This is a genomic window from Acaryochloris marina S15, from assembly GCF_018336915.1.
In the GTDB taxonomy this organism is placed as follows: domain Bacteria; phylum Cyanobacteriota; class Cyanobacteriia; order Thermosynechococcales; family Thermosynechococcaceae; genus Acaryochloris; species Acaryochloris marina_A.
This window is the reverse complement of the sequence record NZ_CP064923.1, coordinates 2,981,721-3,001,284: the sequence shown is the minus strand read 5'-3', so window position 1 is coordinate 3,001,284 and position 19,564 is coordinate 2,981,721. Positions and strand designations below refer to the sequence as shown.

The 19,564-nt window shown below is 46.4% G+C and carries 19 protein-coding genes and 1 tRNA gene; 11 read left to right on the top strand and 9 right to left on the bottom strand.

Translation table 11 applies throughout. From position 1 onward, the window contains the following. Window positions 1–196: 196 nt before the first annotated feature. From I1H34_RS13920 to I1H34_RS13905, 4 genes are all read right to left on the bottom strand, one after another. The gene (locus I1H34_RS13920; protein WP_249369223.1) at window positions 197–748 is read right to left on the bottom strand and encodes a DUF2062 domain-containing protein; all 552 of its coding nucleotides are present in this window, start codon (window positions 746–748) and stop codon (window positions 197–199) included. A gap of 64 nt (window positions 749–812) precedes the next feature. Beyond that, window positions 813–1,265, bottom strand: coding sequence for a tRNA (adenosine(37)-N6)-threonylcarbamoyltransferase complex ATPase subunit type 1 TsaE (gene tsaE, locus I1H34_RS13915; RefSeq protein ID WP_212666265.1), 453 nt, complete (start codon window positions 1,263–1,265; stop codon window positions 813–815). A gap of 59 nt (window positions 1,266–1,324) precedes the next feature. Further along, entirely contained in the window at window positions 1,325–2,005 is a 681-nt protein-coding gene (locus I1H34_RS13910; protein WP_212661692.1) for an SDR family oxidoreductase, read from the bottom strand. After that, entirely contained in the window at window positions 1,995–2,660 is a 666-nt protein-coding gene (locus I1H34_RS13905) for a HEAT repeat domain-containing protein (protein ID WP_212661691.1), read from the bottom strand. Before I1H34_RS13905 ends, I1H34_RS13910 begins: the two co-directional genes overlap by 11 nt. Window positions 2,661–3,377: 717 nt before the next feature. Here I1H34_RS13905 and I1H34_RS13900 point away from each other — a divergent pair. From I1H34_RS13900 to I1H34_RS13865, 8 genes are all read left to right on the top strand, one after another. Next, a complete protein-coding gene (locus I1H34_RS13900; RefSeq protein ID WP_212661690.1) occupies window positions 3,378–5,174 on the top strand; it encodes an iron uptake porin in 1,797 nt (598 codons plus the stop codon). Window positions 5,175–5,832: 658 nt separating this feature from the next. Continuing rightward, on the top strand, window positions 5,833–6,999 hold the full coding sequence (locus tag I1H34_RS13895) for a F420-0:Gamma-glutamyl ligase (RefSeq protein WP_212661689.1): 1,167 nt from the start codon (window positions 5,833–5,835) through the stop codon (window positions 6,997–6,999). A gap of 238 nt (window positions 7,000–7,237) precedes the next feature. Then, entirely contained in the window at window positions 7,238–8,452 is a 1,215-nt protein-coding gene (locus tag I1H34_RS13890; protein WP_212661688.1) for a GNAT family N-acetyltransferase, read from the top strand. Window positions 8,453–8,457: 5 nt separating this feature from the next. Next, window positions 8,458–8,892, top strand: a complete 435-nt coding sequence (gene ruvX, locus I1H34_RS13885) for a Holliday junction resolvase RuvX (protein WP_212661687.1) — start codon at window positions 8,458–8,460, stop codon at window positions 8,890–8,892. A 124-nt stretch (window positions 8,893–9,016) separates the two neighbouring features. Next, the gene (locus I1H34_RS13880; protein ID WP_212661686.1) at window positions 9,017–9,571 is read left to right on the top strand and encodes a DUF3727 domain-containing protein; all 555 of its coding nucleotides are present in this window, start codon (window positions 9,017–9,019) and stop codon (window positions 9,569–9,571) included. A 28-nt stretch (window positions 9,572–9,599) separates the two neighbouring features. Next, the gene (mltG, locus tag I1H34_RS13875; protein WP_212661685.1) at window positions 9,600–10,700 is read left to right on the top strand and encodes an endolytic transglycosylase MltG; all 1,101 of its coding nucleotides are present in this window, start codon (window positions 9,600–9,602) and stop codon (window positions 10,698–10,700) included. A 22-nt stretch (window positions 10,701–10,722) separates the two neighbouring features. Continuing rightward, window positions 10,723–11,229: a YqeG family HAD IIIA-type phosphatase gene (locus I1H34_RS13870; protein ID WP_212661684.1), complete on the top strand. Its 507-nt coding sequence runs from the start codon at window positions 10,723–10,725 to the stop codon at window positions 11,227–11,229. A 559-nt stretch (window positions 11,230–11,788) separates the two neighbouring features. Next, on the top strand, window positions 11,789–13,255 hold the full coding sequence (locus I1H34_RS13865) for an aromatic ring-hydroxylating dioxygenase subunit alpha (protein ID WP_235108644.1): 1,467 nt from the start codon (window positions 11,789–11,791) through the stop codon (window positions 13,253–13,255). A 34-nt stretch (window positions 13,256–13,289) separates the two neighbouring features. Here the strand turns inward: I1H34_RS13865 and I1H34_RS13860 are convergent, their stop codons facing one another. Beyond that, window positions 13,290–14,741, bottom strand: coding sequence for a pentapeptide repeat-containing protein (locus tag I1H34_RS13860; protein ID WP_212661683.1), 1,452 nt, complete (start codon window positions 14,739–14,741; stop codon window positions 13,290–13,292). Window positions 14,742–14,949: 208 nt separating this feature from the next. Further along, window positions 14,950–15,645, bottom strand: a complete 696-nt coding sequence (locus I1H34_RS13855) for a helix-turn-helix domain-containing protein (protein WP_212661682.1) — start codon at window positions 15,643–15,645, stop codon at window positions 14,950–14,952. A gap of 64 nt (window positions 15,646–15,709) precedes the next feature. Here I1H34_RS13855 and I1H34_RS13850 point away from each other — a divergent pair, with 64 nt between their 5' ends. Together I1H34_RS13850 and I1H34_RS13845 are read left to right on the top strand one after the other, a co-directional pair. After that, a complete protein-coding gene (locus I1H34_RS13850) occupies window positions 15,710–16,021 on the top strand; it encodes an MAPEG family protein (RefSeq protein WP_249369219.1) in 312 nt (103 codons plus the stop codon). A gap of 101 nt (window positions 16,022–16,122) precedes the next feature. Next, window positions 16,123–16,317, top strand: coding sequence for an MAPEG family protein (locus I1H34_RS13845; protein ID WP_212661681.1), 195 nt, complete (start codon window positions 16,123–16,125; stop codon window positions 16,315–16,317). On the opposite strand, the gene I1H34_RS13840 is transcribed toward I1H34_RS13845, so the two are convergent. The 3 genes from I1H34_RS13840 to I1H34_RS13830 form a co-directional block, all read right to left on the bottom strand. Next, entirely contained in the window at window positions 16,285–17,292 is a 1,008-nt protein-coding gene (locus I1H34_RS13840; RefSeq protein ID WP_212661680.1) for an adenosine kinase, read from the bottom strand. The two genes, I1H34_RS13845 and I1H34_RS13840, sit on opposite strands and share 33 nt — an antisense overlap. 125 nt (window positions 17,293–17,417) lie before the next feature. Continuing rightward, window positions 17,418–17,490, bottom strand: a tRNA-Arg gene (locus tag I1H34_RS13835). Window positions 17,491–17,579: 89 nt separating this feature from the next. Beyond that, entirely contained in the window at window positions 17,580–18,212 is a 633-nt protein-coding gene (locus I1H34_RS13830) for a hypothetical protein (RefSeq protein WP_212661679.1), read from the bottom strand. 157 nt (window positions 18,213–18,369) lie between these two features. On the opposite strand from I1H34_RS13830, the gene I1H34_RS13825 reads away from it, so the two are divergent. Beyond that, on the top strand, window positions 18,370–19,320 hold the full coding sequence (locus tag I1H34_RS13825; RefSeq protein WP_212661678.1) for an RsmB/NOP family class I SAM-dependent RNA methyltransferase: 951 nt from the start codon (window positions 18,370–18,372) through the stop codon (window positions 19,318–19,320). Window positions 19,321–19,564: the final 244 nt, after the last annotated feature.

The following is a 19,564-nucleotide window of genomic DNA, read 5'->3' as shown; positions in this document are numbered from 1 at the left end:
GTAGGACGTTAATGAGAGCTTGTGCCTTCTGAGAGGCGGTTATCTTATGCTTGAGAAGTTTTTGGTAGCAGACTCTCAGAAAGTCAAACGAAATTACTCCGGTTTCTCTTCACTTATTTTGGGTGGTTTGTGTAGAGCTAAAGATGTTCATGGGAGTTGATCAAAAATTCCCAGGGTCTGTTGAAGATGCTTTATATCAGGTCTTTTGACGTTGGGCAGCGTATTTGTGCCTCAATCGTAGAACTAACCATAAGCCGAGACCATAGCCCAGAATTGCGGCTAAACATCCCATGACAAAACAGCCCGTAAACCAAGTTGCGATAAAACCGGGTCCTAAGGCCAGGAGTTCTTGCCAGTTCAGCTTTTGGAGCTGATTGAACTCAAATCTCTTGGCTTGTAGAAGCCATTGCCCTACCTGAAAATTAAAGGCAAATAGAGGCAGATAGGTAAAGGGATTACTAATCCAAGTTGCGGCGGCGGCAGTTAACTTATTGCCTCGGACACAGGCAGCTAAAAAGATGCCAAATAAGATTTGGAACCCAAAAATGGGGAACATGCCAGCAAAAGCACCAACGGAGAGTCCCCGTGCGATCGCATTTGGGCTTCCCTGTAACCGTATAAACCGCAAATAGATATAACGCCCTCGCCGTTTCCAAGTTATTCTCTTGCGATGAGATGTTGTGCCCCGGAAGAAGCGTTTTGGATTAAGGCGTTGATGGGGCTGATGCATACGGTATTGTGGCCGCACAAAAATATTGATCAAGGGCTATTCTCTCTCAGCCCAATATAACCAACCCATGAAGCTTTGAGTACTAGGCTGAAGTAGATCTCAATGCTAATGGCACTTGCTCTAGGCCTAAGTTGTGGACAGAACCGACCGTTTGCAAGGTTGCCTGTCTTGCCCCTTTTTTGTGGTTTAACTTGATAAATAGGTAGCTAGAAGGTCGATGAAGAAGTCGCTCAGACCATTCAATGGCAACAATTCCAGGTGGTACTTCAACCCCTTGCCAGTAGGTTTCCAGATAGAGTTCATCCACTTGTTGCGGGGTAAGGCGGTAAAGGTCTAGATGGTAAAGGGGGACTCGTCCGTCATGGTACTCATTAATTAATGTGAAAGTAGGACTGACGATCGCATCAGAGATACCGATTCCCTTCCCCAAACCCTGAATCAGGGATGTCTTACCAGTTCCCAAATCACCTTCTAGCAATAAGATATTTCCCGCAGGTAATATTTGGCCCAAGACTTTCCCTAATCGTTGGGTCATTTCTAGGTTTTCTAGGAATAGAGCGATTTCAGTCACGAGGGGGATAGCAATCAGGTTTGCTAATAAACAGTTAAGGCTTGACCGTTGTCGTTTTCAGAAAGTCCAAGGATAAATGGGACTGCTTTTTGTGCCCATGCAGTAGGAGAGGGATAACTGTGAGCTTGTTGACCAAAACAAGTTTCCAGCATTTCAGTATGAATGATGCCAGGGTTCAAGGCAATTGTGGCGATACCGGGGGGAACCTCTTGGGCTAAAGCCTGGTTAAGACCTTCAATAGCCCATTTAGAAGCGCAATAGGGGGCCACCCCAGGGGAGGTTGAACGTCCCCAGCCAGAACTGAAATTCACGATTATTCCTTGACCGTTTGTTTTCATGCTGGGGAGAAAACTACGAATGACGTTGATGGTGCCTTTGACATTGACATCCAATACATCGCTAATTTCTTGTTCAGGTACTTCCCATAAAGGGGCCACTTCATTGATTAACCCTGCATTGTTGATGATAATATCTGGTGCTTCCCAGGCCTCAATGATCTGGTCTGCCCAAGCCTGGACTTGTTGAGATTGAGCGATATCTACCACCGTAAACGTGTGAGGAGCCGCATATAGCTGAGTTAGGTGATCGATAGCGGTTGATGTCCGACCGCAGCCCCATACGGTCTGCCCTGCTTGAATAAACCCTAAGGCCAAGGCCTCGCCTAGCCCCTGGGTGACCCCGGTAATCACAATCTTATGATTCATGAATCAGTTCTAAGGCGATAGTGGCCGCAGAAGCAACATGAGGATGATCGTCTTTAGCTAAGTATTTAAGAGCCGAGATACTTTGGGGGCTGGGAAGGTTTCCCAAGGCGGTGGCGAGATACTGCCGGACCATCCAGTCTTCAGACTGTACAAAGGGAAGAAGGGGCTCAAGGGCATCGAAGGCTTTAATTTCTCCGAGGGCTGCGATCGCAGCTTGTTGCACAATCACTTCCGAATGCTCAAGGGCATGTAATAGAACTGCATAAGCACTTGGATCCTTTAGGTTTCCTAAGGAAACAGCGGCACTAAAGCACACTAACCATTCCGTATCTTCAAGGAAGACTCTGGAAAGAGCTTGGACAATATTTTGATCACCCACATATCCCAAAGCTCCGGCTGCTCCAGCTCTAATTTCATAATTCGGATCGTCCAAGAGCTGTATCAATAAAGAGACCGATTCAGCTGAGGGATGACTGGCCAGAGAGCGAATTGCCATTGAGCGGACCGGTAAGGAGTCGTCAAACAGCATTAGTTTAATCAGAGGGAAGGCTTCGGTCGTGGGGAGGTTCCGCAAGGCAACCAATGCCAAAAGGCGATCGCAGTTATCATCACTCTTGAGTTTTGAAGTTAGCTCTTGCAGTCGAGGGTGAGCCATAGGCCTTGTCCGTAGCTACACAAATTTTAGAGGAAAAGGGCAATTAGATGCCCTCAGTAGAGTATGGCGATGGGGCTAGAACTGGAAAATGGAACACAAAATTTGATTTTACTGTTCCAGTCAGGATCAACAAAAGATGCTCATGATGATATGTACTAGGTGTGTTAGCCCATATGGATGATGCTCATCCTGGCACTTTTATCATCTAGAGTCCGGCTACAAGTTTTGAGTAGATGAGAATATTCACATTATGTTATCTGGATCTTGAATCCTGAACGATATAACGATGTGAGTGTGCTTCTGGTGCGGGCTACCTTTAAGTTCTAGTTGAGATTGAACACCATAGTTCTGTCACCAGCAACCCGTGGTCAAGTTTGCTGGTGAACTCTTTCACCCTCAAGGCCAGTCGAAATATTTTAGACTCTGCAATCTGGATCTACGTTTCTTAACCTAACCTTTGTTGTGTCAGGCTTTTTTCGGATGGTATTGATTGCTGGAGAAGATCTTGGTCCACCCTCAGGGATGTGATATCGGAATATCTGATGAATAGTTGTTTATTGATAATAATTATCTAAAATAAAATCTCCCAAGATTTCGAAAAGATACGTATCATATGGGGTGGTTGTCCTGGTTGCAATCATTAGAGGTGTAACCAAGATTGCCTCAGAATTAGCGATTTTGTTGGTTCTTAATATTATGTGTGAGGAGAATTCTTTTATGTCGACTATTTGGCGTAAACTCGGGTTTTTTAACCCTGCTTTAGTTGGATTAGCTTTGTTAGTTCCCACTACTGCGATTGCAACCGAGTCTTTAGAACTCACGGAAGAAGTCGTTCCTGAAATTTCTGCAGTTGAGACAATTGAGACTGATGCTCTAGAAGAGACTGAGCCCCTAGTATTAGCTGATGCTGATGTGCCTACAACATCAGTTTCAGAGCTGATGAACGAGACTCAAGACGACGACCTAGCTCAGGTCACTTCTGTTTCTCAATTGTCTGATGTCCAGCCTGATGATTGGGCTTTCCAAGCCATTCAATCCTTAGTTGAGCGGTATGGTTGCGTCGCCGGTTATCCCAATGGAACCTTCCGCCCAAGTCGAGCCATGTCCCGCCGAGAAGCGGCTGCTCTAGTCAATGCCTGTTTAGATAACCTCAGCAATAGATTTGCTACTAAAGAGGATCTAGACGCTCTCAAAGCATTGCAAGATGAGTTTGCTGCTGAACTTGCGACCCTACGTGGACGAGTGGATGGTTTAGAAGCTCGTGTGGCCACCGTCGAATCCCAGCAGTTTTCCACCACTACCAAACTGAAGGGTGAAGTCGTATTTGGTTCTGCCTTCGTATTTGATGGAAATAATGATCCATTAGACAGCATCAATGGTGTTGATACTGATTTAGGTAACACCCAAAGTGGTGGTGTGGATGTTGCAGACCGTTTCTTCTTCGGTCATCGAACTCGACTGAACTTTGATACCAGTTTCAGTGGTACAGATCGGCTTCGTGTTCGTCTAGAAGCAGCTGATATTCCTGAGTTGGATGAATTTGGTTCTGCAGGTACAAGCTTGGCCAGATTCGGTTTTGATGAGAATGATCCTGCTGGAAATACGGTCATCCTAGACGAGCTGAACTATCGATTTAAGCCAGTCGAAGATTTAACGCTTAAAGTTGCAATTTTGGGTGGTGACTACAAGGACGACGTCGAAACCTTTAACCCCTTCTTGAAGAGTAGTGGTAGTGGTGCATTATCTCGCTTCTTCCGCTTTAATCCATTAACACAGCGGGGGCCAGGAGGAACGACCCTAAGTGCCGTCTATGATGTCAGCGAAAAGGTCAATCTCTCTGTTGTCTATGCAGCTGATGATGCCCAGTTTGCCACTACAGCTGGTAATGGTGCTAACAATGGTTTATTTGATTTTGAAAATGGCACCTATGGGGTATTTGCCCAGATTGGCTTTAATCCAACCGATGATATTGGTATTGGTGTCCAATATTCTCGTAACGAGTACACAGCGGGTAATGTTGACATCACCTCCGATACTGGAGATGCACCGACTACATCACTGGCACCTATAAATGGAGGTTTTGGTGATACTTCGGATCCTTTTAATGGACTGGAAACTATTACTGATAACTTTGGCCTTTCATTTAATGCCAGAGTCGTAGATGGGTTCCATGTAGCCGGTTGGGGTGGTCTCACTTTAGCCCGTACTCCTGACATTGCAAATTCTCGAATTACGTTGCTCAACTGGGCCGCTAACCTCGTCTTCCCTGACTTGCTCCTAGAAGGTAGCAGAGGATCACTCTCGTTTGGTCAGCAGCCTTACATTATTGATGGAGGTACATTGGGGATTGATGATGGAACTTCTTCCAACTTCACTGCTGAGGCACAGTACCAGTTCAAGGTTAATGACAACATCAAGATCTCTCCTGGATTGATTGTCGTTTTCAATGCAAACAACACCTCTTCGAATGACCCCATCTTTATTCCAGTTATTCGAACCACATTCAAGTTCTAACTTAGGAACTTAGGTCAACCTTAAGCCCCAAGTTCTTTGTTCAGAACTTGGGGCTTAGACGTTATATTCGTGAAGAATTGGAATAAGAGCAAACGTATATCTTTAAAATGCGAATAACACCCAGAATCTTTCGCCTAAAGACTTCCTTGCATCAATAAAGGGCATTTGGAGACTGGGGCACTCCAGGAAATTAATCCCTGAATCCCATCTCCCATTTCTACATTTAAGGATGCTTAGCGATAGAATTGGGTGTCATTCTTATTTGACGAGACAGATGTTTGTATCAACAGCTCATTAACCTCTTTTATGGATTTGAATTTGGCTGTTTGATCTGCCAGGAAAGCATATCTGCTTCACCTCAGAGTATAGGTGTTTATGTATTAGTGGCGGGGCTTTTGCAAGGTAAATTTATTTCCGCGAAGCATCCACTATAACGAGTATTAACTTCAGTGAAAAATAGTGCGGACTATCGAATATAAAGGTTGCACTCACTCAATTAAGAGGTCTGGCAAAATTCTAGTTGGCTGAAATAAGTGCCGAACTGTCAGCCTTATGGCATGATCATCTCGGTTTGATACTTTTTTCCTCGTGAAAATAAAGTAATTAAGTCTATAGCCAGGTCTTGCAGGAGTCTCAAGGTAAGGATTCAAAACACGGAATGATCATCGAAAGCATTGGAATTGGTATTGTTGCAGTCCTTCTCATCGCATGGGGGGGCTTAGAGTGGACTCATCGTCGTCGCCAGGGGAATGCCTTACAAGCCTTACCAGGAAATTGGCAGTTTGAAAGTCGTGAGCCCCAGCATTATCGATTAGTCGGAAAGCAAACCTTTTTTAATCCCACCCATAAGCTGGAAGTCATGATCCCTGAGTTATCAGTGGATGTGACCCTGCTTTCGAAGGGCAGTCTAGATGAGATTCACCATAAGATTAAGGTTTTACCGCAGCATCCAGATGCTGAGCCTCGAGAAGATGGTTATTGGTTTGCTTATATCGTCAAATCTCGATACGAGACCTCTGCAGAAATCACCCTGGATATTATGGGTCCTGACTTAACTCAACTCAAAGCAGTTTGGGTGCGAGTCAACTATATTTCCTATGGTCCCAGAGGCCGTATCCATAATACCCACCATGAAGTGGTTCCCCTTCGCTTTCCTGACCCCCAGGAACCATTGCAGTGGCGTTCTGTTGCGGATGGTCAAGTCTTACCGGTCCCCACTCACTTGTTAACTCAACTGGATACCTGTCCCGATATTGTCCGTCGCTATGTCAGTCCCCATGCCCAGCCCGGTGATATCGTCACCATTGGCGAGACTCCCGTAGCGATTATGCAAGGCCGTATCTTCCATCCCAGCACCATTAAGCCTGGATGGGTGGCGACACGATTGGCTTACTTCTTCTTACCGACTTCCAGTTTAGCGACCGCCTGTGGCTTGCAAACTCTGGTCAATATTGAAGGGCCAGTGCGAGTCTTTTTAGCGTTTTTTGTGGGTGCGATCGCAAAGGTATTTGGTCAAGCAGGGGTCTTTTATCGCCTGGCAGGGGAACAAGCCCGACTGATTGATGATGTGACTGGGACCCTCCCGCCCTTTGATCAATTCATTGTTTTAGGTCCAGACGATCCTCAGAAAGTGGTCAACCAAATCCAAGCAGAAACAGGGTTAGCTGCAGCCATTGTTGATGTAAATGACCTGAAGCGGGTGAAAATCCTGTCAGCAACCAAAGGGGCTCCCTTATCTCTGATTGAAGAGGCACTGAGGAGTAATCCTGCGGGTAATGCGGATGAACAAACTCCGGTTGTCTTGATTCGTCCCAATCAGTCTTAGGGAATTACTTTTTGCTCAGAGATTTTCCCTTGACAAAAGTCTGACAATTTGTTGTCTCTATCCCCGTTTTGGAGAGAGATCCGATACCATAGAGTGAGATAAATACTTCAAATTTCCTTCTTCGAGCTAATTTTTATACCTTGTTATGTCTCCTAAGGAGTAAATTAGCAAGCTGGTTTCGGTTGATACATCCATACACTCTCTCAGGACTATTAGTTCGGCAAGCTTAGCAACTCGTATGACGACAGTAGCTCCAAAGTTAGAACCCATCATTCGTCCCGTCCAGTACCGCGATCTTGAAGCGATCAAGCGGTTATTGGTGGATGATTATGATCAGTCCAGCATTGGCACCTTCTACGGACATGAGCGGCAGTTACTGCAGCTCCAGCGCTGGTCTGAATTATTGAAGTTGTTGAGGCTGTTTCCCAATCGACTATCTGATCAACAACGAACCTATGTCTGGGAACAAACTCATAAGTTGGCTGGGGTGGTTCAGGTTTCGCCCTTTAACCATTCCCGGAGCACCTGGCGGTTTGATCAAGTTAGTGTAACCCCTGCTGTTGGTCAGCAAGATGTGGGGACGCAATTATTACGCTACTGCCTAGAAAATATATGGGAGGCTCGCACCTGGTTGACCGAGATTGATGTCAGCCAATCGGCAGCCCTAGCCCTATATCGTCATAATGGTTTTCAGCCCTTAGCGCACATTACTTATTGGTCCCTAGCGCCAGAGCAGTTGAGTCGCCTCGCTGAGCGGGAACCCGTACTGCCCAATCTTTTACCCGTCAATAATGCTGATGCTTCTTTGCTGTATCAGCTAGATACGGCATCCATGCCTCCGCTGGTCCGCCAAGTCTTTGATCGGCATATTCAAGACTTCAAATCGAGTTTGGTGGACTCTTTGTTGTCTGGGATTCAGCTTTGGGGAGATACCAAAGAATTAGTGCAAGCCTATGTCTTTGAGCCCCAACGCAAGGCTGCCATTGGCTATTTTGAAATGAAGCTGTGCCGTAATGCATGCCACCCCCATGAAGCTCGACTCACGGTGCACCCTGCCTATACTTGGCTATATCCAGAGCTGCTAGCCCATATGGCCCAGCTTACACAGGCCTATCCTTCAGCCCCATTGTGCTTAGACTCAACGGATTATCAACCCGAGCGCGAAGAATATCTAAAGCAAATTGGGGCTGAAGATTTGGAGCAAACATTGATGATGTCTCGTTCGGTTTGGCATAAATTACGAGAATCTCGCTCTATTTCTTTTGAAACCCTGCAGCTTTCAGATATGTTGCAAGGATTGCAGCCTAACCATAATCCAGTTCCTGGACGCATGACCTATTGGTTGACTCGGACGCCTTCTGTAAAGAAGCATCTTCGCCCAGGGGCTAAAAAGAGTCAGAAAAGTCAGTCCTCCTCCAAGCGAAACCATCGCGCCTGGCCGTCAGAATTTTAAGCTGTATGCAGCGAATATCCGCATTAGGGCTAGATCTAGGGCATCGCCGGATTGGCGTTGCCGGTTGCGATGGTACGGGTTTAATTGCCACTGGATTAACCACGATTCGACGCACTTCTTTTGCCAAGGATATTGAATTGCTGCGGCAAATTGTGACAGAACGCCAGGTCAAAACATTGGTGGTTGGTTTGCCTTATACGATGAATGGTGACGTAGGGACTCAAGCCCAAAGAACACAGAAATTAGCTAAGCGGATAGCTAAAGCCCTCGATTTGCCTTTGGATTTTATAGATGAGCGTTTAACGTCCCATGAGGCTGAGTCCATGATGCGAGAACAGCGTATCAATCCAGCAGAGCAAAGGGGCATGATTGACCGTAAGGCAGCCGCTTTGATTCTGCAACGCTGGCTGGATCAAAAACCATGGATATCTTCGACCTAGCCTAGGTTCCATTATTTCGTTTTTTCGTTTAATTTTCTCGCCCATTAAGTCCATTACCCCCTAAACTGAAGCCTATGGGTCCCGATGGTGGGCCAGTAATCTGGGGAGTAGAGGTAAAATACCCATGGAAATGGACCGTTCCACGGTAACGTTGATGGATGAATCAGGACGTTCCTTGACCTGCTATGTCGAGGTGTCTGTTCCAATTGATCAGGAAGAATATGCTCTTTTAAACCCCGTCGATTACCCAGTAGATATTTTTGGTTGGGTCGTTAGCGATGAAGATGATGAGATTATTCAGCCTGTAGAAGAGCAAGAGCTTGCTAACATATTCCCCACTGCCCAAGCTGTGTTGGCAGAACAGAATTTAAAATTAAAGCGAAGTGCTCTGTCTTTAACTGTAGAAGGTGATCTGCCTGATATTGATGAAGAAGAAATTCTAGTATTGGAAATGGAAGAGGGAGATGAGGTTTCTGAGCAAGAAGAGTATCAGCTATTAGCGACTTTTTTTGAGAAGGAACAAGAGTATTCGATCTATACTCCTATCGATCCAGTGCTGTTTGTTGTTAGACTGCGTGAGAACATGCAGCCGGAGCTGCTTTCTCCCAAAGAGTTTCAAGCTTTACAACCTAAGCTTCAACCTCTGTTGGAGGAACGTCTAATGGACGATTTAGACTAACTGCTGACTTGATAGACGACGTCTGTTTTTGACTGTGAACAAAAAGAAATCATTTCCTTTCCGCAAATTGGCTATAACCTCGGTCGTTGCTCTTGTTGCTATAGCAGGTGGAGTTGGAGGGGGAGGCTGGTATTGGTGGCAATCTGCGATCGCACCAGTTGAGATCAGTACCCAAACCCCTGAGGATATACTTCAGGTCCAAATTCCAGAAGGTGCATCTGCTAACGAAATTGGTCAGATTTTAGAAGAGGCAGGGCTCATTCGCTCTATTACCGCCTGGAAGGTCTGGACTCGGTGGCAAGGGGTGTGGGAATCTTCCGGTGGATTCCATGCGGGAACCTACCAGCTTTCCCCCCAAGCTTCTATGGCAGATATTGCCCAAACGATTTGGTCTGGAAAGGTCCAGCAGATTAGCTTTACGGTGCCAGAAGGCTGGTCCCAAAAGCAGATGGCTAACTATTTTGAAGAGTTAGGCTGGTTTTCGGCTCAAGAGTTTTTAGATGCAACCAACAATATCCCGCGCGAACGCTACCCTTGGTTACCGGAAGACATTCCCTTTCTGGAGGGATATCTCTTTCCCGATACCTACCAAATCTCAATTGATCAACGCACCCCTGATGCCGTCATTGGTGTGATGTTGAATCATTTCGAAGGGTCTGCCTTACCGGTCTATCAGAACCGCACTGGCTATACCGATTTAAGCTTAGAGGATTGGGTCACTTTGGCCAGTATTGTGGAAAAGGAGTCAGTGGTTGCTGAAGAGAGAGCTCGAATTGCTGGCGTTTTTTGGAATCGATTGCGAGACAATATCACCCTGGGTTCTGATCCGACGGTTGAGTATGGTTTAGGTATTACTCAAACCCCTGATCAACCCCTCACTTATGCTCAAGTCGAAACCCCCTCTCCTTACAACACATACATCAATGCTGGATTAACCCCAACGCCTATTGCGAGTCCGGGACTTGCCAGTCTTAAAGCCACTGTTTCTCCAGAAGAAACAGAGTTTCTCTATTTTGTTGCTCGGTATGATGGGACCCATGTGTTTAGCCGGACTTTGACAGAGCACTTACGAGCCCAAGCCAGAATCCGTGATCAACAAGATGCCAAGCAAAACTCCACTAATCTTTAGTTCGTCTTACTGATATAGCCCGATGTCTCCAGCTTCTTCCTGGATTTCTCTTTTACAACCAGATCTACTGCTTCAAGATTCTATTCTCCAATTGACTCCTTCTCTATTGGACCAACATCAGCTTAAAGGGTTGGTATTGGATGTTGATGATACCGTTGTGTCTTCTAGAGCTGCCGATGTATCTCCTGAAATATTGACATGGTTAGCTGAAATAAAAGCAGAGGTTCCCATTTGGTTGGTCAGCAACAACTTGAAACGTTCGCGCATTGAAAGAATTGCAGTGGGGCTTGACTTGCCCTATATCTATGGGGCTGGTAAACCATCTCGTCGAAAATTGCGTCAGGCAGTGACCGCAATGGATTTACCCTATGAGAACGTGGCAATGGTTGGGGACCGGCTATTTACCGATGTTCTTGCTGGAAATCGTCTGGGTGTTTTTACAATTTTGGTAGAGCCAGTAGGGCACGGAAGTACACTGCGCAAAATTGAACTGTGGATCTACCAAAATTTGAAACGGATATTGGATTAAACATCCATTTTTTAAGGATGATTACGAAAAAGTTATGGAAAGTAAGAATATAAAATAAATATTATAGAAATCGAGAAATAAGGAAATATTTGTCAATATATAAACATAAATTATTGGAGCCAGCTGAATAAAGGCTCTAAAAATAACTTTTAAATACCTTAGCAAATGGCGGTCTTCTGAAACAGAAGACCGCCATTTGCTTTGTTTAACCTTGGACCTAGAAATGCTGAACTAGATGGTGTGGACGCACTGTAGGTTGAAGAGGTGACTTATCCTAGGCAGATTTGGATGAAGTTTTTGGCATAAAAGTTTAGCCCTAACAACTTTAGGGAACGATGTGAAGATAAGGTGCTATGTATACTGCAAGCTTATAAGCACAATATGCTTTTATGGGCAATAGTTATGGCATGAATTGAAATAAAAAAACATAAATGCTTGAAATTTTGTTACATTGCAGTTATGCACTCAAGAGTGAGTTGCGTTATGACTAGTCGGGCACATTGAGTACCTGATTTGACAATCCTCACTTTTTTTTCAGACTCCTACCCCCATTAATCCCATGAAATCTTCTCTGACTTTGGTTGATGTTGAGCAAACCCCTCCACATTTGTCAGATACACCATTGACGACTGCTGACATTGCTAGCAAGGGTCAAACATTGCCTGCGGGTGGCGATGATCCCAACCGCTTTGATTGGCAAGAAGTTTGGTATCCCATTGCCTACGTTAGTGACCTAGATAAGGACAAACTCACTACCTTCACCTTGTTAGAACGAGATTTGGTGATTTGGTGGGATCATAATGCCGATACTTGGCGCGTTTTTGCAGATCAATGCCCACACCGATTGGCTCGATTGTCTGAAGGCCGGATCGATGAAGATGGGTTGATTGAATGTCCCTATCACGGCTGGGCTTTTTCGGGTACGGGTGATTGTGAACGGATACCTCAACAGGTAAGTGGACGCTCTGCAGAAAGTTCTCCCAGAGCCTGTGTGGACTCTTTTCCGATTAGTATTCAACAAGGTTTGTTATTCACCTACGCTGGGCAGCCAGAACGAGCTGCTTCAACGCCTGTCCCCATTGTGGATGCACTTGACGAGTCCCCTGAAGACTGGATTATTCTCAATGGATTTCGCGATCTGCCCTACGATGTCCTCACGCTGCTCGAAAATGTTTTAGATCCTAGCCACTTGCCCTACACTCACCACCGCTCAGTCGGAAACCGCAGCAATGCGGGGCCGGTTGAGCTGGAAGTCATGGAATCAGGGAAACAAGGATTTTCAGGAGTGTGGGAAGAAGGTCCTCGCCAAGGAAAATTGGGAACTCAAACTACAACGTTTGTGGCTCCTGGTTTGATGTGGCATGACTTGACGTCTAGTCAGTTTGGTCGCACGTTGACAGTTGTTTATGCCACACCAGTGCGTAAAGGTGAGTGTCGTATTTTTGCTCGATTCCCGTTTCAATTCTCATCTAAGGTGCCTGCTTGGATGATTAGTCATACCCCGACTTGGTTTTCTCATCTGGGGCAGAATGCCATCTTAGAAGATGACCAAATCTTTTTGCACTTTCAAGAGCGATATTTAGAGCGTACTAGAGACAGTAAGTCGATTGCTCAAGCCTTTTATCTGCCAACGCGAGCGGATCGGTTTGTGCTGGCTTTGCATCAATGGCAAGAACGATTCCATGCCAATCCTTTCCCAGGCCAAAGTCTGCCACCGGAGCAGACTCGCGATCAGCTGCTCGATCGGTACTATTCCCATACGGTTAACTGTGCCAGCTGTTCTCAAGCCTTGAAAAATGTCAAACGACTGCGGAAGGCGATGGTGGGGCTAGCCCTCATTGCTTGGACCCTTACCCCACTTCTTGTCTTTGGCTTTGGTATATTCTCGATTAAGCTATCCATTGCAGTGACAGCGCTGATTTTCTCTTCGGCTGTTGCGTGGTTGAGTTTAGGACAGTTGGAAAAAAGATTTTACAAAGGTCGGTCTATCCCCCCTCGAAACCACCCAGAAAAAAAAGGTCGTTAGGGTTTTAGCATCGAGAAGGCGAGGTTGGCATCGACTACCACAATAGGTGTACACCCACGCCAACGGTCGGTTCGTCTTGGTCACGGACCCTAAGCTGGTTCCAGGGTGATGTACCTACTCTGTTGGTGGCGTACAAATCAAAAATGAGTTGTTTGCTGCCGGGTGTAAATCCAAACAGGGTTGAGGAATCATACCGGAACCCGACGTTCCAAGGAATAGCATCCCCCAAGGTGTTATTGAGGAAGGCGTTGCCTCGGCCGGCAAAACTAGCCCCGACTTCGGCAATGAACTTTAGATTGTCAACGACTTCGTAGGAACCGCCAAAATTAAAGCCGCCGACCGCAATGTCTCTATCCTGGACGTAACTAAAAGTAGGGGTCACCCATAAATTTAAGCGGTCACTTGCTTGATAATGAACGGGCAACGAGACGCTATAGATCAGATTATTGCCGGCATTGTTATCTGTTCCTTGGAAGATCGTGGGAACTGCTTTATCCAGGCCCCGTTGCCGGAACTCGTTTCGGTTATTGGTGGCATAGTTGATAAAGGTTTCACCGGTGAGACCCACGTTTACGGCTGCGCTAATGGTTAAGGGCTTGCCTTTTGCTTGGTCTAGGAATCGGTACTTTAGACCAAAACCCTGCTCGGACTCGTCAACCACACCGAAGGAGTAGTCTAGATAGCCTATCGCTTCGAGATCTCCCAAAATGCCATACCTTACCGTGCTTTGAATACCTTGGGGTCCACCATTAAGACTCACTAGGACTCTGCCTTTGGGCACAGTTCCTCCATCAATAATGCCAATACCATCTGTGGTGAGGGTTGCTGCTTGGCTCGGATCATCCGCTCCTCCAATGCTGTTATCTGCCACTGCGGGTAGTTCTGTGGGAATCGGTGTTGCGGATGGAGTGGGTAATGATGGGGAACGAGTTGCGACTTCAGTCGGTGGTTGATAGCCGGATTTAGGTGGATTTAATACACGCCCATAGGTTGGAGGCGGGGCTTGGGCGATGGGAGAAATAGGGCTAATGTCGGTGGACTCTGCTGGCGGATTGTATTGACTGGCCAAAGAGGATTGTGCTTCAGCAGGTGCTTGAGCGTTTGCGGTAATTTGTACATTTGCTCCCGCTAAGTTGGTGTTGTTGAGGCGAGCACCCGTTAAATTAACTTGATCTAAGTTGGCATTCGTTAGATTGGCATTTGTGAGGTCGGCACCACTTAGGTTAGCGCCGGATAAGTTGGCACCTGAGAGATCAGCACCTGATAGATTAGTGCCGGATAGATTGGCATTGATAAGAATGGCGTGATTCAGCTTGACATCCGACAGATCCAATCCAGATAGATCGGAGTTACTGAGGGTACAGGCTTGGCAAAATCCCTCATTGAGTAAAAATTGTACTGAGTCTAGTGCTTGGGCTGGTGCTTGCCAGCTACCGATAGTAAGTGCCAGCAAGGGGATGCTTCCCCACTCCAACAAACGCTTCATTCTGTTGACCCCCCGTCACCAATGATTTAAACGTAGTATTTAGAAGTATTGACCAATTGATTCTAAAATTTACTGTGAAATCCAAATTTGTCAATTATATAAGGTCTGATAGCCAAAATGCTCACTATTTCTTGAAATATATTCCTTTTTCGCATAATATTTGCCACCTTTGACTAGGGTAAATCGGTTGGCTTGAAATCGAGAGGTTCTATTTCAGCTTGGCAACTAGGGCAGCTCGATTGGAAACACCGACTTTTTTGTATAGTCGCTTCAGCGCTTGCTTGACCCCATCTGTACTGATGAATAAGCAACGGCTAATCTCCCGATTGGTGAACCCTTGGGCCACAAGATCGACAATTTCTGATTCTCGGTGGGTGAGTGCAAAAGGTTTCGTCGAAGTGTGATGAATAAAGCGAAGGGTCGTCAATTGGACGGCTAAATGCTGGCAAAAAGTGCTGATATACAATAAATCGCGGGCTTGAAAGGAAGGATAGCCTGGGTGACGCAGGAAGTAGATGCCACCCAATAATCGTCCTCCGCCCAAAATTGGAGCTACGACTCCATGTTCTATCTGGTAGATCCTGCAAAGATCTTGAATCCTATTGGGGGACTGCTTTTGAGTAGAAAGGGAGCACATCTGCACTGGGATTTGTTGGCGAATCATTTTTTGGCTGGTGAGATCTTGATCTCGACCAATCCTTTGATAGCGATCGCAAAAAGATACGGGGAGCCCGACCAAGTCTGAAGTCATGATTTGTTGGCGCTGATCGAGAAGATCTAAGCCCCAGGCTTGGGCTCTTGCACAATGCCCGGCTTTATCCATAAACTGCGATCGCAACTCAGATTCTGTTTTGGCAGAAACAATGCCATGGATTAAGGGCGTTAATCGCATATTTGTACCCATTTGGGGACTCGAAAGTCAGTGTAGATCTGGATAAGGTGGACCCATTCAAATCTATCTCAATCCTATGTTTCTCCCAATTTCCAGCATTTTTTTGAGTCTCAACGGCTTGCTAGCAGTGGTCTTATCCCTAATGGTTGTTTGGGAGCGAGCTGAAGCTAGACTTTGGCATGGTATGAGTCCAGAAGATATCGTCTATCAGCGTGACTACCTGGATGATCCAAATCTATGGGCAGCTTGGGTTGAGAAAATCTTGAAGGGATGGTTTTTGACTCCCAAACCTGACCAGGGACGTTTACAACGAAAGGTGCGAGCGTTTGGCAACTTCGTTGAATATACGCCGCTGGCGTTGCTATTTCTGATTGCTTTATACCAATAAGCATCAAAAAGTGTAATTTTGATTTGCTATGAAACTTTGCCAACAAAGGGTTTTACGAATTTTATGATTACGCTTTTAGGCTCAAATTGGTATTAGAACTTATGCAGGCTCCATCCCCTCTTATTTGGGGATTGGGGATGACCTACAGTGTGGGCCGAATGGCCCATGCCTATGGTGTGATTGTTATCTATGGTCCCTCCCCAGGGAGGGCCATAGGTTTCTTTTTGACTTTGCTGGTGTATGGGGTCGGTTCTATTGCTTGTCTAACCTTTGGAATCCGTTTTTACTGCAGTTAAGAGACTACGAGTCACATCCGTTGGCATCCGGGGACCAAGACTCGCAACGAGTTTGGCTGCAGCGACTGATCCGAGCTGTCCAGCTTCGGTGTAGCTCATGCCATTGGTAATGCCATAGAGAACGGCTCCGGCATACATATCTCCTGCTCCGACGGTATCGATAGCTTGTACCGGTGTCGGTGCAATCTCTAAGACCTGCTGGCCATCGTAAATCAATGAGCCTTGAGGCCCCCGAGTGATGGCAAAACAAGTTGCCAGGGTCTTCATATGTTCAATGGCTGCAGACATATCTTCCGTCTCGGCCATTTTGAGGGCTTCGCTTTCGTTGGCAAAGATTAAATCTAAGCCGGAGCCAATCATCTCCAAAAGACCGTCTTTGAAAAAGCTGACCATGTTGAAGTCAGAGAGGGTCAGGGACACTTTTTGACCTGCCGCTTTAGCCATATCTCTCGCCTTAATCGCGGCCGCTTTTGCGTCGGGTGAGGTGACCAGATAGCCTTCGATATAGGTGTAGGCGGAGTTTGCGATCGCATCCGGCAACAGTTCAGCTTCAGAAAAGCGTCCTGAGATCCCCAAAAAGGTATTCATGGTCCGATCCGCATCCGGGGTAACGAACACCAAGCACTTGCCGGTGACGCCAGCCTCTGGCTGATGCTGCTGCAGGTTGGTAGCCACGCCACAACGGATTAAATCATCTAGATAAAACTGACCGGGTTCGTCATTGGCAACCTTGCAAGAGTAGCAAGATTTACCGCCAAACTGGCTAACGGCAATCAGGGTGTTGGCCGCCGATCCACCACATCCTCGCTTCAGAGAATAGTTGCTGAGATGGTCAATAATTCGCTGTTGATCAGCTTCTTCTAATAGGGTCATCACGCCCTTATCGACCCCAAGGTTCTGCAATACCTCTACAGAAACTTCGCATTCAATATCTACGAGGGCGTTGCCGAGACCGTAAACGTCGTATTTTGCCATCTGTCATCCTGTACTCATCAAATCGCTGATTCTTCAGCGGATCATGAACACTGTAATGCATTTGCAAGGATTAGAGAATCCAAAGGGTTGGGAAATGGGCGAACCCATTACTTTGGGATAAAAAACGCGCTCGGCAGGACTTGAACCTGCGACCAATTGCTTAGAAGGCAACTGCTCTATCCGCTGAGCTACGAGCGCTTATAACTCTAACTAGACTATGCTAACTATCTAACTTTGTCGATGCTAATTTGCCCACTCTTTCGGTAATAGGGAGTGAAATAGAGGTCCTAGGGCTTAGTTTTTGCCCATAATGCAATCCCTCCGCCCCGGCCCCGAGCGGCCAGAACCTTTTCATGGATGAGAAAATAAACAAAAAAGGCTTGGGTACGGACATGGCCATCCCAAAAAGTCTGTTCGCTTTCCTGGCCGCCGCGAATAAAACCTTGATAGATCGTTCGACCAAAAGCTTTAAATTCCATTCTCGTAAAGTCAAAGGCCATAATATTTTTTTTAGCCCAACAACGAGCAGGGCCAGTCAAGGACAAGCTCAGGCCTGCCCATTTCACCTGGTTAGCAATTTGACCGACGGTGTCTGACGTTTGTGGCCCGTAATTAGTTGGGTTGCCGGGGGAATAGACGATTGTCATCTTGACCCAGCGGGGGATGTAGAATCCGTTGCCAACCCTTTGATTCTGATGTTGATGGGGTTTCTTCCCGGTAACAAAACAGAGTCGCCAGGTGCCCGCAAATTGTTCGAATGTATGATCGGACTTGGGCTGAGCTATTTTCTCCCGTTGCAACAGCGACTCTAGTAATGACTGGGTAGGGATTTTGGGGGCAGATCCCATCAATGCAGCATGGGCTGCTTGAATACATTCCTGATCCAGGGTAGGAAGTTGCTTTTCTGTTACTCCAGACATTTCAAATGGCCCTAGTGATGGTGTTGATAAAACCCGTTATTGACCCGACACGAGAATAGTAAATCTTAGTCACACAAATCATAAACTGTAGTCTTATACTAAGGAGCAGTTTACAGGGGACTTGCAAGACCCTTGCCCTTATCTTCAAAGGTTTGCCGTGTCTAAGTTGTTGACAAAATTAAGTCTGAAGCTATGGTCAGACCCTCAGCAACAACAAGCCTTTATTCAAGCTTTGACGGACCCTAAACCTTATGGTCCTTGTATTGCCTGGGCCACAGAGCGACTGGATGAAGACTCGTTTCAGCGAGTTGATGCCCTCCCCTGGCAGCTCCCATTTGTAGATCGACTGGTGATTGGGGAGCGTCCAGGCAAGCATGATCTACACAACCAGGGAGCCTATTATTGCCTAGATTTTTCCTCTGCCTTTGCTGCAACGTCCCTCACTGCCATTAAGGAACAACCCAACGTCGTCCTCGATTTGTGTGCAGCCCCAGGAGGCAAAAGTCTTTTAGCTTGGCGATTGCTGCAGCCCCACTTACTCATTAGTAACGAAGTGATTGGTAAGCGCGTGGGGCTGCTCATTAGTAATTTGAAACGATGTCAAATCAATCCTGTGCGGGTGTTGAGTGCGGATCCATCCGTTTTGGCAGATGCTATCCCTGCCAGTGCTGATGTGGTGTTAGTCGATGCCCCTTGTACGGGGCAATCTTTACTGGCGAAAGGAGAGTCTGCACCAGGTTGTTTTCATCCCGTTTCTATCAAACACAATGCGAAACGACAAAGACGAATCCTAGCTAATGCCTCTCGTTTAGTTGTTCCAGGAGGATATTTAGCCTATATGACCTGTGCTTTTTCTGAAGCAGAGAACGAGCGGGTCTGTCGTTGGTTTACTCGCCGCTTCCCGCACTTTGCACCTCAACCAGTTGACGCTTTGTTGGCCTTTCAGTCTCACTTAACGGATATGCCTTGTTACCGGATATGGCCCCAGTCTGGTCTGGGGGCGGGTGCTTTCACAATGTTATTTCGCAGGACTCAAGAGACAGAGGCGATAATGCCTCAACCCTTGGATGCGTGGTTAGATGAGAACGCTCGTTGGTCTTCTGAATAGAGAGTGTACCTGTGGATTTGGGGAGAGGTTTGCGATCGCAATGCAACAATTAATCCTCTAAATCTGTCCATTACCTATTCCTTGACTCCGCTAGGTTGCCAAGGTGGCCAGGGACGTGACTAGCAAGATGATACTGTCAATAAGTTGTGAGAGGTGGACTAGAGACAATCCTGAGCTTTTGGGTATCAAGCCTATGCAACAATGATTAACAAAGCTTCCCTAATAGATATTGCTCTATGTAAAT

Coding starts and splice junctions, on each gene's coding strand:
- I1H34_RS13870 (WP_212661684.1), top strand. CDS start 10,723: ATGTCTCCAGCTTCTTCCTGGATTTCTCTTTTACAACCAGATCTACTG.
- ruvX (WP_212661687.1), top strand. CDS start 8,458: ATGCAGCGAATATCCGCATTAGGGCTAGATCTAGGGCATCGCCGGATT.
- I1H34_RS13880 (WP_212661686.1), top strand. CDS start 9,017: ATGGAAATGGACCGTTCCACGGTAACGTTGATGGATGAATCAGGACGT.
- tsaE (WP_212666265.1), bottom strand. CDS start 1,265: ATGACCCAACGATTAGGGAAAGTCTTGGGCCAAATATTACCTGCGGGA.
- I1H34_RS13850 (WP_249369219.1), top strand. CDS start 15,710: ATGTTTCTCCCAATTTCCAGCATTTTTTTGAGTCTCAACGGCTTGCTA.
- I1H34_RS13865 (WP_235108644.1), top strand. CDS start 11,789: ATGAAATCTTCTCTGACTTTGGTTGATGTTGAGCAAACCCCTCCACAT.
- I1H34_RS13845 (WP_212661681.1), top strand. CDS start 16,123: ATGCAGGCTCCATCCCCTCTTATTTGGGGATTGGGGATGACCTACAGT.
- I1H34_RS13855 (WP_212661682.1), bottom strand. CDS start 15,645: ATGGGTACAAATATGCGATTAACGCCCTTAATCCATGGCATTGTTTCT.
- I1H34_RS13830 (WP_212661679.1), bottom strand. CDS start 18,212: ATGTCTGGAGTAACAGAAAAGCAACTTCCTACCCTGGATCAGGAATGT.
- I1H34_RS13910 (WP_212661692.1), bottom strand. CDS start 2,005: ATGAATCATAAGATTGTGATTACCGGGGTCACCCAGGGGCTAGGCGAG.
- I1H34_RS13890 (WP_212661688.1), top strand. CDS start 7,238: ATGACGACAGTAGCTCCAAAGTTAGAACCCATCATTCGTCCCGTCCAG.
- I1H34_RS13900 (WP_212661690.1), top strand. CDS start 3,378: ATGTCGACTATTTGGCGTAAACTCGGGTTTTTTAACCCTGCTTTAGTT.
- I1H34_RS13895 (WP_212661689.1), top strand. CDS start 5,833: ATGATCATCGAAAGCATTGGAATTGGTATTGTTGCAGTCCTTCTCATC.
- I1H34_RS13860 (WP_212661683.1), bottom strand. CDS start 14,741: ATGAAGCGTTTGTTGGAGTGGGGAAGCATCCCCTTGCTGGCACTTACT.
- I1H34_RS13840 (WP_212661680.1), bottom strand. CDS start 17,292: ATGGCAAAATACGACGTTTACGGTCTCGGCAACGCCCTCGTAGATATT.
- I1H34_RS13905 (WP_212661691.1), bottom strand. CDS start 2,660: ATGGCTCACCCTCGACTGCAAGAGCTAACTTCAAAACTCAAGAGTGAT.